Annotated in this window: 16 protein-coding genes; 7 read left to right on the top strand and 9 right to left on the bottom strand. The window is 74.1% G+C overall.

Annotation, left to right across the window (positions count from 1 at the left end):
- The first annotated feature begins 40 nt into the window (after positions 1–40).
- Complete coding sequence (locus U874_RS0109585; RefSeq protein WP_198525839.1) at positions 41–790, top strand: AraC family transcriptional regulator; 750 nt, start codon at positions 41–43, stop codon at positions 788–790.
- On the opposite strand, the gene U874_RS0109580 is transcribed toward U874_RS0109585, so the two are convergent.
- The 3 genes from U874_RS0109580 to U874_RS0109570 all read right to left on the bottom strand — a co-directional run bounded on the left by U874_RS0109580 (position 787) and on the right by U874_RS0109570 (position 2,805).
- Entirely contained in the window at positions 787–1,329 is a 543-nt protein-coding gene (locus U874_RS0109580; protein ID WP_081809961.1) for a Fur family transcriptional regulator, read from the bottom strand. The genes U874_RS0109585 and U874_RS0109580 overlap by 4 nt on opposite strands.
- The gene (locus U874_RS0109575; protein ID WP_025134325.1) at positions 1,221–1,865 is read right to left on the bottom strand and encodes an aquaporin; all 645 of its coding nucleotides are present in this window, start codon (positions 1,863–1,865) and stop codon (positions 1,221–1,223) included. Before U874_RS0109575 ends, U874_RS0109580 begins: the two co-directional genes overlap by 109 nt.
- Positions 1,866–2,025: 160 nt before the next feature.
- Positions 2,026–2,805, bottom strand: a complete 780-nt coding sequence (locus tag U874_RS0109570; protein ID WP_025134324.1) for an alpha/beta fold hydrolase — start codon at positions 2,803–2,805, stop codon at positions 2,026–2,028.
- Positions 2,806–2,853: 48 nt separating this feature from the next.
- On the opposite strand from U874_RS0109570, the gene U874_RS0109565 reads away from it, so the two are divergent.
- The gene (locus tag U874_RS0109565) at positions 2,854–3,396 is read left to right on the top strand and encodes a DUF1648 domain-containing protein (protein WP_157834246.1); all 543 of its coding nucleotides are present in this window, start codon (positions 2,854–2,856) and stop codon (positions 3,394–3,396) included.
- Here the strand turns inward: U874_RS0109565 and U874_RS0109560 are convergent.
- On the bottom strand, positions 3,362–4,243 hold the full coding sequence (locus U874_RS0109560) for a hypothetical protein (RefSeq protein WP_025134322.1): 882 nt from the start codon (positions 4,241–4,243) through the stop codon (positions 3,362–3,364). The genes U874_RS0109565 and U874_RS0109560 overlap by 35 nt on opposite strands.
- The gene (locus U874_RS0109555; RefSeq protein WP_025134321.1) at positions 4,240–4,848 is read right to left on the bottom strand and encodes a hypothetical protein; all 609 of its coding nucleotides are present in this window, start codon (positions 4,846–4,848) and stop codon (positions 4,240–4,242) included. The genes U874_RS0109560 and U874_RS0109555 overlap by 4 nt, the downstream gene beginning before the upstream one ends.
- 194 nt (positions 4,849–5,042) lie before the next feature.
- Between U874_RS0109555 and U874_RS15140 the strand changes: the two genes are divergently transcribed.
- The 3 genes from U874_RS15140 to U874_RS0109535 are packed head-to-tail and all read left to right on the top strand — an operon-like array spanning position 5,043 to position 8,423.
- The gene (locus U874_RS15140) at positions 5,043–6,674 is read left to right on the top strand and encodes a GNAT family N-acetyltransferase (protein WP_081809959.1); all 1,632 of its coding nucleotides are present in this window, start codon (positions 5,043–5,045) and stop codon (positions 6,672–6,674) included.
- A 13-nt stretch (positions 6,675–6,687) separates the two neighbouring features.
- Entirely contained in the window at positions 6,688–7,032 is a 345-nt protein-coding gene (locus U874_RS0109540; protein WP_025134320.1) for a hypothetical protein, read from the top strand.
- A complete protein-coding gene (locus U874_RS0109535; protein WP_025134319.1) occupies positions 7,029–8,423 on the top strand; it encodes a deoxyribodipyrimidine photo-lyase in 1,395 nt (464 codons plus the stop codon). Before U874_RS0109540 ends, U874_RS0109535 begins: the two co-directional genes overlap by 4 nt.
- On the opposite strand, the gene U874_RS0109530 is transcribed toward U874_RS0109535, so the two are convergent.
- The 3 genes from U874_RS0109530 to U874_RS0109520 form a co-directional block, all read right to left on the bottom strand.
- Complete coding sequence (locus U874_RS0109530) at positions 8,420–9,319, bottom strand: TIGR01777 family oxidoreductase (protein ID WP_025134318.1); 900 nt, start codon at positions 9,317–9,319, stop codon at positions 8,420–8,422. The genes U874_RS0109535 and U874_RS0109530 overlap by 4 nt on opposite strands.
- Positions 9,320–9,392: 73 nt before the next feature.
- Positions 9,393–10,097 carry an SDR family oxidoreductase gene (locus U874_RS0109525; RefSeq protein ID WP_025134317.1) on the bottom strand — a complete coding sequence of 235 codons (705 nt, stop codon included), beginning with the start codon at positions 10,095–10,097 and terminating at the stop codon, positions 9,393–9,395.
- A 47-nt stretch (positions 10,098–10,144) separates the two neighbouring features.
- The gene (locus U874_RS0109520; protein WP_025134316.1) at positions 10,145–10,813 is read right to left on the bottom strand and encodes a hypothetical protein; all 669 of its coding nucleotides are present in this window, start codon (positions 10,811–10,813) and stop codon (positions 10,145–10,147) included.
- 192 nt (positions 10,814–11,005) lie between these two features.
- On the opposite strand from U874_RS0109520, the gene U874_RS0109515 reads away from it, so the two are divergent.
- A complete protein-coding gene (locus tag U874_RS0109515; RefSeq protein WP_029988128.1) occupies positions 11,006–13,165 on the top strand; it encodes a heavy metal translocating P-type ATPase in 2,160 nt (719 codons plus the stop codon).
- A 65-nt stretch (positions 13,166–13,230) separates the two neighbouring features.
- Here the strand turns inward: U874_RS0109515 and U874_RS0109510 are convergent, their stop codons facing one another.
- Complete coding sequence (locus U874_RS0109510) at positions 13,231–13,725, bottom strand: FBP domain-containing protein (RefSeq protein WP_025134314.1); 495 nt, start codon at positions 13,723–13,725, stop codon at positions 13,231–13,233.
- Positions 13,726–13,807: 82 nt separating this feature from the next.
- Here U874_RS0109510 and U874_RS14805 point away from each other — a divergent pair, with 82 nt between their 5' ends.
- Positions 13,808–14,332, top strand: coding sequence for a TetR family transcriptional regulator (locus U874_RS14805; RefSeq protein WP_025134313.1), 525 nt, complete (start codon positions 13,808–13,810; stop codon positions 14,330–14,332).
- The last annotated feature ends 38 nt before the right edge of the window (positions 14,333–14,370 follow it).

The raw sequence follows: 14,370 nt of genomic DNA, 5'->3' as shown, positions 1-14,370 counted from the left end.
GCGACCAGTCACCTCGCCCGCCGCAGCACGTGTTCCGGCGGTGAATGAGAGCGATCCGATGGAGATCGCCGAGTGGGGGCACCCGCCGCACCGGCACGAGGAAGCGCAGATTCTGTACGCGGTGACCGGTGCGTGCGTCGTCACCACCCCGCAGCGCTCGCTCCGGGTCGACACCGAGACTGCGGTGTGGATCCCCGCGGGGCTCGACCACGCCGCTCGGTTCGACCCGGAGTTCATGCCCGTCGTCGTGTGCCTGGAGCCCGGCGAGCTCGTCGACGGCGCGCCCCTCGCCGAGGCGCGGGCGGTGCGCGTCGCCCCCGAGCAGCGACGGGCGCTCCTCGGTTTCGCGCGGGAGGGGGACGCCGTGCGGAGCGTCGCGCTCGCCCGGTCAATTGCCGAGGCGCTCTGCGGGCAGGCGGAGCGGCCCGCCGTCCCCCGGCCCAGTGGCCCATTCGCGGCGCCCGTCCTCGCCGCGCTGCAGGAGGATCCCTCGCACTGCGACACGCTCGACGAGTGGGCCGCGCGGTTGCACTGCAGCGTGACCTCGATCCGCCGTGCGTTCGTGGCGGAGACCGGCATGAGCTTCACCGAGTGGCGCTCACGGTTCCGCGTGGAGGCCTCGCTCGAAGCGCTGGAGCGCGGGGGCGTAGTGGCCGCGGTCGCCGCGCGGGTGGGCATGACGCACAACGGCTACTCGCTCGCGTTTCGACGAATGCTCGGCTGCACGCCGTCCGAGTACCGCGCGCACGCCCTGAGGGGATCCCGGGAGGACGCCGCGGTCTGCGCCTAGCTCGCGCACTCCGCGCAGACCCCGAGGTAGGTCACGACGACGCCGATGATCGTCATCCCGGGGGCCGACTGCATCGGAGTCGTGCCGGCGGCCGGTGCCGGCGCGTCCGGCAGGTCGACGAGGCGGCCGCAGCGCACGCACTGCGCGTGCGGGTGCGCGTGCTCATCGGCCACCTCGTAGAGCGCCGCGTTCGAAGCGGGCGGGTGGATGCGGCGCAGGATCCCGCGCTCCGCGAGGTCCTGCACGATGTTGTGCACCGACTGCAGGGTGAGCGTGGGGAGTTCGGGCGCGACGCCGCGGTGGATCTCGGTGGCCGAGCGGTGCGGGTGCGTCGCGAGGTAGCCGAGCGCGGCCACACGGCCCGCGGTTGCCCGCAGGCCGTGCGCGCGCAGCAGCGCGCTGTTCGACTCCCGGTCCGGCGCGGTCAGGGCTAGTCCCCCGTCGCGATGCGGTCCTGCGGGTTCAGCGCGCGGAACACGAGGCCCGCGAGCAGTCCGCCGAGGAGCGGGGCGAGCGCGTAGAGCCACATGCTGCCCCATGCGAATGTGCCGTTGACGGCGAGGCCGAGCGCCACGGCCGGGTTGAATCCGCCGCCGCTCACCGGGCCGACCGCGAGCGCGCCGACGAGGACCGTGCCGCCGATCGCGAGGCCGTAGAACGAGTTTCCGGGGTGGTCGCGGGAAGTCGCGGTGTTGAGGACGACGGTGACGAGCAGGAACGTGACCACGAGCTCGGCGACGAAGGCGGGAGCGAGCTCGATCTCCACCGAGGCCGTCGGGCGCTCCACGACGAAGCCGGCGAGCAGCACCGCGAGGGCCGCGCCCGCGGCCTGGCCCACCACGTAGCAAGCGAAGTCGCGCGCGCTCAGGGCGCCGCGCACGAGTGCCCCCAGTGAGACGGCGGGGTTGAAGTGGCCGCCCGAGATGTGCCCGAACGCGTAGACGAGCACCATGAGCGCGAGGCCGATGGCGAACGGGGCGAGGTCGCCAGCGTTCGCGATCGCCGTGATGATGGCGAAGACGAAGAGGAGGGTGCCGAGGGCTTCCGCGGCGGTGTTCCGAACAACAGTGGTCACAGGGGTGAGCTTTCTCTCGTGGGCGAAGTCTTCTTCGCGCGTCGGAAAACTTCATCTGATGATTGCTCTCGCAGCGTAGCCAGCGGGCGTCCTGCGGCGGCTCAGCAAACCCACAGCCGCCCAGTCGCGGCTCGGCTCGTGCGGCTCATGACCAGGGGTTTTACTTCCTGGGAGTGGCCGAGAATCCCGGGATCCCGTCCGCGAACGAGAGGATCATGCGCGCCACCGGCTGCGCGCTCTTGATGATCGCCTCGTGCCCGCGATCCGGGATCTCGTGCATGCGCGCGTGCGGGATCGCCTCGGCGACCTCCGACACCCAGGTGCGCGGGCACACGCGATCCGTCTCGCCGCGCAGCACGAGCGTCGGCGCCGCGATGCGCGGGCAGATCGCCTCGAGCCGGTGCGCGAGCATGAAGCGCAGCTTGCTGATGAACCACCGCGGGCTCGTGTGGAGGTACTCCCAGAGCCCGGTGAAGATCACCTTCGGCCCCTCGCCCGCGAGGTCCTGGAGCATGCGCATGGCCTGCTTCGCCGCGGTGCGTTCGTAGCGGTTCACCGTGGGGGCGATGAGTACGAGCCCGGCGACGATCTCCGGGTGCTGCACCGCCACCTCGGACACGATCTGCGTGCCCATCGAGTGGCCGACGAGGATCACGCGCCCGGGCGTCTCCTCCCGGATCGCCCGGGCCACGACCTCGGCGGTCTGCTCGAGCGTGGTGGCCGTGCCGGGCTCGGGCGAATCGCCGAAGCCGGGCAGGTCGAGCGCGAGCACGCGTCCGCGCCCGGAGAGCTCCTCGCCGACCTCCGCGTACGTGACCTTCCCCATCCCGATGCCGTGCACGAGCACGAACGTCGCGCCCGGGTGGTGTGCGGGGCCAGGGGTGTCGGTGCAGGCCATCTCGAAGGGGCCGATGCGGATGCGGCGGTCGAGCGCGGTCATGCACCCAGCCTAACCGGGCGCCGGATGGGTGTTGCTACGGTGGAGATCATGAGCGATGCGAGCCCCGAGCTGCCCCCGGACACCGGGACGATTCGCCTGGGCGCGGCCCCCGGGCGGCCGGCGCGCACCTACGTGACCGGCCGGATCACCGGGGCGCTCCGCTGGGCGGCGCTCGCGCTCGTCTGGACCGCAGTCGTCCTCACGGTCGTGCGCTTCCCCGGGCTGCCCGAAACGGTGCCCACCCACTTCGGCCCCGCGGGGCCGGACAGCTGGGGCCCGCGTTCGAGCGTGCTCGTGCTCGTCGGCATCGCCGTGGCGGTCACGGCGGGCATCGCCTGGCTCTCCCGGCACCCGCGCTCGTTCAACTACCTCGGCACGCTCACCGAGGCCAACGCGCAGGCGCACTACCGGGTCGGGGAGCAGCTGATGGTCTGGATCCTGTGCTGCTCCGCGCTCATCTTCACGGGGGCGCTGCTCAGCGTCCTCTTCGGAGCGGGCTGTGTGGTGTTCGCGACCGTGGGTGGGATCGGCATGATCGTCTCGATCGGGGTGGGGATCACCCGAATGGTGCGGATCCCCGAGAGGGGCTGAATACCGGGAGCGTCGGGTGGCGCTGCTCGATCGACTCCCACTCGCGCAGGAACGCGGTGCGAGTCCGGGCCGGCGGCCAGTCCGCTGCGCGGAGCTCCAGGGGCAGCAGCGGATCCTCGGCGAGCGCGCGGTCGAGCGCATCGGCGAGCGTGATCGCGCGGGCGGTGAGCTCGATGGGGTCGTCGCCGCGCGGGCCCGGCGAGGCGAGCGCGCGGTCGAGCGGCGCATAGGCGGCGCGGGTCGGAGCCGCGGGCCAGAGGAACTCCGCGATGGCGGAGTCGTCAGCGCAGCCGGGCACCTCGAGCTCGCGGCTCGTCGCGCTCAGGAGGCGCTTCGCGATCGTGGCGGGGGAGAGGGCGTGCGCGAGCTCCTCGCGCAGTTCGTGCGGGGAGAGGTAGAGGCCGGGGGCGAGCGGCGCAGCGCCGAGTGCGGTGAGTGCGCTGCGCAGCGCGTCGCGCTCGGTGCGGCGCGACTCGGGCACGGTGAAGGCGTGCAGGCGCCAGGCCCCGTCCCAGGGGGCGGCCCCGGCGTCCTGCGCGAAGGCGAACTCGAGGAGCCGAGCCTCCCGGCCCGCGGAGGCCCGCCCCTCCGGGGTGCGTTCGAGCGTGCCGGCCCGGCCGCGCCCGATCTGCTGGAGCTCGCCCGCCGCCTGCATGCGTCGGATCGCGAGCCGGACCGTCTGCTCGGGGAGGCCGACCGCGAGCCCCACGTCGTAGACCGTGGCGAGCGGGGCGCGGCCGTCGGCCGAGAAGCAGCCGTCGATCACGGTGCGTGCGGAGACGGCCGGGGCGGCGGCCGGAGCGGCGGCCGGAGCGGCGGCGGCGGGCGTGGGGGCGGCGGCGCTCACGCGGAGGCCTCGCTCGCCGCGGAGGCCTCGCTCGCCGCAGGGCCCCCGCGCTCCGCGTCGACCGTGCGGCCCGTTCCGCCCGCGCCCCCGGAGCGGAGCGTCTCGACTCCCTCCCAGGGGTAGCCGTGGCGCTGGAACGCCGCCGCGATCGCCTGTCGCCCGCCCTCGACGTCGTCGTGGAACAGCACCCGGCCCGCGGGGGACTCGATGCGCACCTTCCCGCCCGCGCGGTACACCCCGCCGACCAGCTCGCGCGCGATGCTGCGGGTGTCGTCGCCCGTGCGCACGAGGATCTGCTCCGCGTCGATGGTGAGGCTCGGCGACTCGTGGGTGATCACGAGCGCGATGATGAGCCCGATCGCGCCGAGCACCGCGGGGCGGCCGAGCACCATCGCCGGGGCGTCGAACGATGCGAGGAACTTCAGCACGTCGAGGTACGGCAGCGGCCACTCCGCGATGAACCCGAGAAGCCAGGGGAGGATGAAGCCGAGGAGCACGCCAGCCCCCGTGCAGAACGCCCAGATGACGATCCGGGTGCTCGCCGTCATTGCGAGCACCGTCGGCGCGGGGTGGGGCGCGTGCGGTGCGGTGCCGGGAGTGTGCATGGGGTCCTCGGAGAGTGTGGGGCTGCGCGGCGCCGCCGGGTGGCAGCGCGAGACCAGTATATATCGAAGTTGATCCGATCGTTCCTTATTCGATAGTTTTGGGGTGCGGCTCACGCGGCCCGCGCGGCCGCAGCGCCGCAGGGGGCCGGGGCGCCGCGCAGCCCACCCGTCCCGAGGAGCCGCAGGAGGTTTCGATGCCGCAGACATTCCCCGAGGGGATCGCAGACTTCCAGGACGGTGCGCCCGCGGGGGACCCGTGGGTGGGCGGGCCGAGCGCCCCCGAATCGATCGAGATCGTGCCGTTCTCTCCGCTCTGGGCCGATCGCTTCGTGGCCCTCGCCGGGCGGATCCGCGGAGCGCTCGGCGACTCAGCGCTCGGCATCGAGCACGTCGGATCCACGGCCGTCCCCGGGCTCGCCGCGAAGGAGGTGATCGACATCGATCTCACGGTGGCGGATCCGGCAGCCGAGGCCGACTACGTGCCCGCACTCGAAGCGCTCGGGTACGTGCTCCGTGTGCGCGAGCCAGAGTTCGAGGAGCATCGCATGCTGCGTCTGGCCGAGCCGCGGGTGAACCTCCACGTATTCGGCCCCGGCTCCGCGGAGGCTGCGCGGCACCGGCTCTTCCGCGATTGGCTCCACGCCCACCCCGCCGAGCGCGAGGCGTACGCGGAGGCGAAGCGGCTCGCAGCGGCCGAGGGGCCGGATCGCGTCATGGCCTACAACGCGCGGAAGGCGATCGTGGTCCGCGAGATCTTCGCCCGGGCGTTCGCGGGCGCCGGGATCCCGCTCGCGCAGCGCGCCCTCGCCCCCGCATCGCTCCCCGAACTGCCGGTTTCGCTCGGTGAGACGCCGCTCCACTGGCGGCCCGTCTCGCGCACCGCGCTCCCGGGACTCCTCGCGCTCGCGCAGGCCTGCGGGGAGATCGACCACCCGCGCTCCGTGGTGACCGCGGAGGAGCTCGTGCTCGGCCTCGTGGGCGAGCGCTTCGATCCCGCGCGCGACTCGGTGATGGCCGTCGACGGCGCGGGGCGGGTGCTCGCCGCGGGCTCAGCGCGGCTCGCGGACACGGCTGGAGCAGAGATCGAGGTCGCGCTCGACGGCATGGTGCACCCCGAGATCCGGCGCCGCGGCGTCGGACGCGCGCTCCTCGCCTGGCAGCTCGCCCGCGGCCGACAGCTGCTGGCCGCCTCGGGAGAGACCGCGCCGGGGATCCTTGCGCTCAGCGGGCGGGCCGAGCACCCCGGGCTCGCCGAGCTCGCGCGCGCTGCGGGCCTCGCCCCCGTACGCTGGTGGCAGGAGCTCGCGCGCCCGCTCGCCGGCGAGCTGCCCGAGCGCGAGACCCCCGAGGGGGTCCGCTTCGTGCCCTTCAGCGCCCGCCTCTCGGAGCGCACCCGCGCCGCGGTGAACGACGCGTTCCGCGACCACTGGGGATTCCACCCCATCACCCGGAAGGAGTGGGAACGCGAGGGGGCGCTCGCCGAGTTCGCTCCCGAGCTCTCCCGCCTCGCGGTCACCGGCCGCGGCGGGATCCGCGACCCGCGCCGGGTGGTCGGCCTCGTGCTGAGCGAGCGCCGCACCGCCGAGTTCGCCCTGCGCGGCGGCCCGTTCGGCACCCTCAGCACCGTCGGCGTCGTGCGCGACTGGCGTGGGCGCGGCCTCTCCTCGGCGCTCATCGCCGAGGTGCTGCGCGCCTACCGCGAGGCCGGGCTCGCGTCCGCCGTGCTCGACGTCGACTCCGCGAACCCCAGCGGGGCGCACGTGATGTACGCGCGCCTCGGCTTCGCCGAGCAGGATCGCTCGGTCACCTACGCGCAGTACTGTTGATCCGGGAGGAACGATGACCGTGTGGGGGAACTGGCCGGGCCTGATCTGGCTCGCGATCATGGGCGTCGCCCTCGTCCGCTACCTGCGCGTCCTGTTCGCCTCCGGCACGATCGACCCGGCCGAATTGCGCAGCGCACGATCCGCGATGCTCGTGCCCGCGCTCGTGACGGCGGCGGCGCTCGGCGCGGTCGTGCTCGCCACCGACGTGCTCCCGGCTATCATCCCCTGGCTGCCGCTCGCGCTCGGCGTGAACACGCTCCTCGGAGCGGTGTGGGCGCTCGAGCGCGGCGTGCGCGCGATCCGCGCGACCCGCGCCGCGGCGGACGCGGGGCCGGACCTCCGCGGGAGCGCGTCATGACCACCCTCGTGTGGCTGCGCGACGACCTCCGGCTCGAGGACCACCCCGCGCTCGCCGCAGCAGCCGAGGATCCTGATGGCGCGGTCGTCGTGTTCCTGCTCGACGAGGATTCGCCGGGGATCCGCCCGCTCGGCGGCGCTGCACGCTGGTGGCTGCACGGCTCGCTGCGCTCACTCGGCGAGGAGCTCGCCGCGCTCGGTATCCCGCTCGTGCTGCGCCGCGGAGCTGCGGCGGAGCGGATCCCAGAGCTCGCCGCCGAGAGCGGCGCCGACCGCGTGGTGTGGAACCGGCGCTTCGGCGCCGGGCGCGCACTCGACGCGGCCGTCGCCGATCGGCTGCGCGAGGCCGGTCGTCGGGTGAGCTCCTTCCGGGGCTCGCTGCTCTTCGAACCGGGATCGATCGTCACGGGGCAGGGCACGCCCTACCGCGTGTACTCGGCGTTCTGGCGCGCCTGCCTGAGCGCGCCGGCGCCGCCGGTGCCGCTGCCCCGGCCCGCGGGGCTCCGCGCGGCGACCCGGCAGCCCGCGAGCGATGCGCTCGACGAGTGGCGGCTGCTCCCGCAGCGCCCCGACTGGGCCGGGGGACTCGCCGAGCGCTGGTCGCCCGGAGAGCCCGCGGCGGCACTGCGCCTCGATCGCTTCCTCCGCGAACGAGCCGACCGCTACGCCGCGGACCGCGACCGCCCCGACGCGGACGCGGGATCCGAGCTCTCGCCGGCGCTCCGCTGGGGCGAGCTCAGCCCGCGCACCGTGTGGCACCGTGCGATCGCCGCGGGCGTCGACGCCGGGATGTTTCTCTCCGAGCTCGGGTGGCGGGAGTTCGCGTGGCACACGGCGGCGCACGAGCCAGGACTCCACGAGCGCGGGCTGAACCCCCAGTTCGACGCGTTCCCGTGGCGCACGGACCCCGGGCCCGAACTCGCCGCCTGGCAGCGCGGGGAGACAGGGTTCCCGTTCGTCGACGCGGGGATGCGGGAGCTGTGGCGCACCGGATTCATGCACAACCGCGCGCGCATGGTCACCGCGTCGTTCCTCACGAAGAACCTGCTCGTCGACTGGCGCATCGGCGAGGCGTGGTTCTGGGACACGCTCGTCGACGCGGACGCCGCGAGCAACCCGTTCAACTGGCAGTGGGTGGCGGGCTGCGGCGCGGACGCGGCCCCCTACTTCCGCATCTTCAACCCCAGCGCGCAGGCGCAGCGCTTCGACCCCGAGGGGGAGTACGCCGGGCGCTGGGCGCCCGAGAGCCTGCTCATCCCGGAGATCGTGGATCTGCGTGCGAGCCGGATCCGCGCCCTCGCCGCGTACGACGCGATGCGCGCCGGTGCGCAACCGGACGCGTCCCCGGCCGCATCGTCTGGGGCCGAACCGGGCGCGAAGCCGAGCGACTAAGCGGCGAGCGCGCGCTGCACGGCGGCCTCGGCCGTGCCGTCGGTAAAAGCGAACCCGGAGGCGAGGAGCACGTCGGGCCGCACATCGGCGTCCGAGAGCAGGAGCGAGTCGGCCGCCGCGCGGCCGAGTCCGAGCCGCAGCGCCCAGCGCGGCGCCGGGAGCACGAAGGGGCGGTGCATCGCGCGGGCGAGCGCGCGGCCGATCTCGGAGGCGCTCGCGGCGGCTGGGCCGCAGAGGTTCACGGGTCCGGTGAGGCGGTGGGCGATGACGTGGCGGATCGCGCGCACCTCGTCGTCGAGCGAGATCCAGGGCCAGATCTGCCGCCCGGAGCCGAGCGGGCCGCCGAGGCCGAAGCGCGTCAGCGTGATCATGGGCTTCAGCACGCCCGCAGGGTGGAGCACGGGGGCCGTGCGCAGCAGCGCGACGGGGACCTGCTCGCCGCCCTCGCGCGCGGTGCGCTCCCACTCGGCGGAGAGGCCGGCGAGGAACGTGGTGCCCGGACTGCTCGTCTCCGTGAGGCGCTCACCCGGGCGGTCGCCGTAGAAGCCGACCGCGGATGCGGAGACGAAGAGCGGGGCCTCTCCTCCGAGCGCGCGGAGCGCCGTCGCGAGCGTGCGCGTCGGCCCGATCCGCGAGCTGCGGAGCTCGCGCTGCACCGCGGGCGTCCACGGCAGCCGGCCGATGCTCGCCCCGCAGAGATTCACCACGGCACTCGCGCCGCGCACGAGCTCGGGGTCGAGCGGCGCTTCGCCGGGGCGCCACTCCCGCTCGTCCGAGCAGCGCGGCGGGCGGCGCACGAGGCGCTCCACGGTGATGCCGTCGGCTCGGAGCGACTCGACGAGCGCGCCCCCGATGAGACCGGATGCTCCGGCTACGACGACCCGTTCCTGCTGCATGGCGCCTCCCCCGTGCGATCCCGGCGACGCGCGGCGGCGTACCCGGTACGTGCGGCCCAGCGTACCCCGAGTCCTAGAAGTGTTGGGCGCGGATCGCTGGGAGAACGATCTCCCGCACGAACGATGCCGAGGAGAGGCCGAGCACCGTGCGCACGACATCGACGACGTCGTGAACCGGGATCAGGGTCCCCGCACCGCGCTCCGCGGCGGCCTCCCGGGGGACGTCGAGCGCGTCGTCGGTGTTCAGGTCGCCGATCTGCAGGGTCGTCACCGCGAGGCGGTCGGGGCGGAACTGCTCACGGAGCGCGTCTGCGATGCCGCCGAGCGCGGCCTTCGACGCGCCGAAGGCGACCTCGGGCCGACCGCTGCGGGGGAGGCCCGAGGTGGATCCGGTGAGGATCAGTCGGGGCTGTGCCGACGCGAGCAGCCGCGGCACGAGCCGCTGGAGCAGGAGGAGTGGCCCGGCGATGTTCGTCGCGACGAGCGCGAGGCTCGTGGCGTCGGACTCCGCCGTGAAGTCGTACTCGTCGCTGAACGCGGCGGGCTCCCAGATGCCGAGGTTGTAGAGGATCGCGTCGATCCGCTCTGGCGTCCCGGCGGCGACGGCGTCGGCCGCGCGCTGCGGCTCGGCGAAGTCCGCGGTGATCCAGTGCTCGTGCGGTGCGGCGTCGCCGGGCACGCTGCGCGCCACGCCCCACACCTCGTGCCCATCGGCCCGAAGGCCGTCGTACAGGGCCCGGCCGAGCCCGCGGCTCGCGCCGACGATGAGAATCCGCATGCTGCGCAGTCTGCCACACGGCTCCCTGAGTGCGAGCCCTGGAGCGACTACGGGGCGCTGGGGGCGCGCGCGTCGAGGTCGGTCGCGGAGATCTGCTCGCGGAGCTCGTCCACGAGCCCGCGGAAGTGCGCGTTGCACGCCGCGATCTCGACGTTCAGCGCCGCCCGACCGGCCTCGCTCGGGGCCACCTCGAGCTCGAGCGCGCGATCCCGCACGCGATCGAGCTGGAGCGCGATGTCGGCGACATTGCGCAGCACGTCCGCCGTGTCGGCGCTCGCCGCGAGGAACTCGATCCATCGTCCGAGCGCGCGCGAGAGCAGCTGCCGTTCGGCGACGACCTGCTCGCGCAGCGCCCGCAGCTCCTCCGGCCAGGCGGCGGCGGGGAGTGCGGGATCGAGCTCGGGGATCGAGCGCGCGACGACCGAGCCGCGCGCGATCTCGCTCTCCTCCTCGTCGGCGAGGTCGTGGAGGAACTCGGTGAGCGCAAGCCGGGTGACGGGCGCCCAGCGGCGTGCGGTGGATCGGGCGACCACTTTGTCGACCACGAGCACCGTGAGGAGGAACGTGACGAGGCCCGCGGCGAGCCCCGAGAGGATGACGAGCTCCTGCCAGATGCCCGTCGCGACGTCGAGCCAGATCACGACGACGATCACGGCGACTCCGGCGAGGATGCCGGCGAGGTGCAGGGCGCGCCGGCGGGGCGATTCGTGGCTCACGGGTCCTCCTGAGGGTGGTTCTGGGCCTCACCATAGCTGATTCACGGGGGCGCCGAGGGGTGGACGGGCGGGGGCGCCCTGGCGGACAATGGCGTCCCGGGTGAGAGGATTTCATCGAGCGGGAATACCCCATGGGGGTATATGGTTGGAGGTGGCGTCGCCGCAGGCGGTGGCGACGGAGAGGGGACGATGATGACCGGCACCCGAACGCCCGAGCCCGGCGGCCACGAGGAACACGCGCACGACGCGCATCACGAGCACCGCGCGGAGGCGATCGCGCCCGCCGCCCATGCGGGCCACGACGCGCACGCGGACCACGAGGGGCACGGTGGCCACGGCGGCCACAGCGGTCACGTGGCGCAGTTCCGGCGCCTCTTCTGGGTGATGCTCATCCTGGCGATCCCCACGGTGGCGCTCTCCGGCATGTTCGCCATGATCCTCGGCTACGAGCTCCCCGCGGTGCCCGGTCTCGCGTGGGTCTCGCCGCTCCTCGGCACGGTGATGTTCGTGTGGGGCGGGCGCCCCTTCCTTGTCGGCGCCGTCACCGAGCTCCGGGCCCGCACCCCGGGCATGATGCTCCTCATTGGCCTCGCGATCACCGTCGCGTTCGTCGCCTCGTGGGGCGCGAGCCTCGGGCTCCTCGACCACCAGCTCGACTTCTGGTGGGAGCTCGCTCTCCTTATCGTCATCATGCTGCTCGGCCACTGGGTCGAGATGCGCTCGCTGGCCCAGACGACCTCCGCGCTCGACTCGCTCGCGGCACTCCTGCCGGACACGGCCGAGCGGATCGAGGGCGACGCGGTGGTCGCGGTCGACCCCGCCGAGCTCCGTGTCGGCGACCGTGTTCTGGTGCGGCCCGGGGCGAGCGTGCCCGCCGACGGGCGCGTGGTCGAGGGGCGGGCGGCGATGGACGAGTCCATGGTCACGGGCGAATCGCGCACCGTCACCCGCGCGGCGGGCGACCGCGTCACGGCGGGCACGGTCGCGACCGATTCGGGGCTCCGGATCGAGGTCACGGCGATCGGCGACGACACCGCCCTCGCGGGGATCCGGCGCCTTGTCGCCGACGCCCAGAACTCCTCGTCGCGCGCCCAGCGGCTCGCCGACACCGCGGCGGGCTGGCTCTTCTGGTTCGCGCTCGGCGCCGCGGCCCTCACCGCGATCGCGTGGACGCTTGTCGGCCTGCCCGACGACGCGGTGGTGCGCACCATCACGGTCCTCGTGATCGCCTGCCCCCACGCCCTGGGCCTCGCGATCCCGCTCGTCGTGTCGATCGCGACGGAGCGCGCGGCGCGCGGCGGGGTGCTCGTCAAGGACCGACTCGCGCTCGAGCGGATGCGCTCGGTCGATACGGTGCTCTTCGACAAGACCGGCACGCTCACCCGGGGCGAGCCCACCGTTACGGAGGTCGCGGTAGCCGAGGACGCCGGGGAGCTCGACCCCGACGAGCTGATCGCGCTCGCCGCCGCGGCCGAGTCCGGCAGCGAGCATCCGCTCGCCCGCGCCATCGTCCGTGCCGCGCGCGAGCGAGGCGTGCACGTGCCCGCAGCGACCGAGTTCGCCTCGGCGCCCGCCGTGGGCGTGAGTGCTCGCGTCGGGGGCGCGCTCCTCCGCGTGGGCGGCCCGTACCTGCTCGAGGAGGAGGGGCGTCAAGAGCTTCCCGCGGTGGCGGCGTGGCGCGAGCGCGGGGCGATCATTCTGCACGTGGTGCGCGACGGCGCGGTGCTCGGCGCGCTCGCGCTGAGCGACGAGGTGCGCCCCGAATCGCGCGATGCGGTCGCCGCGCTCCACCGGATCGGTGTGGGGGTCGTCATGATCACGGGCGATGCGCCCGCCGTGGCGCACGCCGTCGCCGCCGAGCTCGGGATCGAGCGGGTCTTCGCCGGCGTCCGCCCCGAGGACAAGGCGGCCACGGTGCAGGGGCTCCAGGCGGAGGGTCGCCGGGTCGCGATGGTGGGCGACGGGGTGAACGACGCCCCCGCGCTCGCGCAGGCCGATGTGGGGCTCGCGATCGGCGCGGGCACGGATGTGGCGATCGCCTCGGCCGGGGTGATCCTCGCGAGCGACGATCCGCGCTCGGTGCTCTCCGTGATTCGGCTCTCGCAGGCCGCCTATCGGAAGATGCAGCAGAACCTGTGGTGGGCGGCCGGCTACAACCTCATCTCCGTGCCGCTCGCCGCCGGGGTGCTCGCGCCCGTGGGCTTCGTCCTGCCGATGTCGGTGGGTGCGATCCTCATGTCGCTGTCGACCGTGGTTGTCGCGCTCAACGCGCAGCTGCTGCGGCGACTGGATCTGCGCCCCGGCGTCGTCGCGCGCGAGATCCTGGGCGCGGAGCCAGGCGCCCCGCGGTGAGACGGTCGCCGGGCGGGCGTCGAGCCGGTGCCGGGCCGACCCCGACCGGCGCCGGCGCCCGGCGGTCAGCGCACCGCGAGGACCTCGTCGATGAAGCGGGCGGCTCGCTCGGCGAGCTCGGCCCGGCGGCCCGCCACGAGCGCCTCGGCGGGCGGGTCGAGCGGCGTGAGTGGGCGCAGGGCGTTGACCCGCGCGTTGCAGTCGAGATCGACGCAGAGGTAGGTGCCGAGCGTGGACATGCGCCGCTCGGCGAGCCCGGTCGGTGCGACGAACAGCGACACCTGCTCGAAGCGGCGGGGGATCCGGCAGAGCTCGCACATGACGGCCCGGCCGGCCCCCGCGCGGGCGCGGGTCGTGGTGAGCATGATGCCGCGGAGCGGGCCGGCGTGCTCGGTGAACAGGTAGCCGCGCTGCGGCGCGCTGGGGTCGCGCCAGCCGAGGTAGTCGCGATCCGGCCAGGCTGGCCGGGCGGGGGTGCGCGGCATGCGCACGGTGCGCCGGGTGGCCGCGTCGATGTTGCCGAGCGTGGTGCGGAGCGCGCTCAGGGTGTGCGGGGGCACGGAAATCTCCTTCGTCTCAATTTGTACGAGTGTACAGATTAGTGGGCTAGGCTGGATCCGTCCACCCGAGGAATGAGGATCGATGGCCTACCTGCCCCGCGACGAGCGCCGCGCGGCGCTCATCGACGCCGCGCTCCGGGTGATTCGGAGCGGGGGATTCGCGGCCGTGTCCGCCCGCTCGGTGGCGCAGGAGATCGGCGGATCCCCGGGCCTGATCCACCAGCACTTCGCGAGTGTCGGGGAGCTCACGGGGCTCGCCTGGCGACAGTATGTCGACGAGAATCTCGCAGAGTTCGCGGAGGCCGTCGGCGCGGGAGGGGCCGATCCGCGCGCGGAGTTCTTCGCGAACCATCGCGACGGCGACCGCGATGCCGAGCTCGGGCTCTGGGCCGACGCATGGGCCCACGCCATGCGTGCGCCGCAGTTCGCCGAGGTGTTCGCGGAGAGCCTGGATGCCCTCGCGGGGGCGCTGCGCGGGGCCGCGCCCGAGCTGTCGGCGGTCGATGCCGAGCGCGTCGTGCTGCTCGGAGTGGCGCTCGCGGGCATGCGCCGCGTCGCGCCGGATCGCTACGGGGTCGAACGCGCCGCGGAGATCATCGGCGGGTGAGGCGAATGCGCAGGGGGCGCCCAGCTTCGAGCTTTTAG

Origin of the sequence: Leucobacter sp. PH1c, assembly GCF_000633415.1 — a bacterium.
GTDB lineage: Bacteria > Actinomycetota > Actinomycetes > Actinomycetales > Microbacteriaceae > Leucobacter.
The sequence above is the reverse complement of the archived record's forward strand: the minus strand, read 5'-3'. Positions and strand labels throughout refer to the sequence as shown.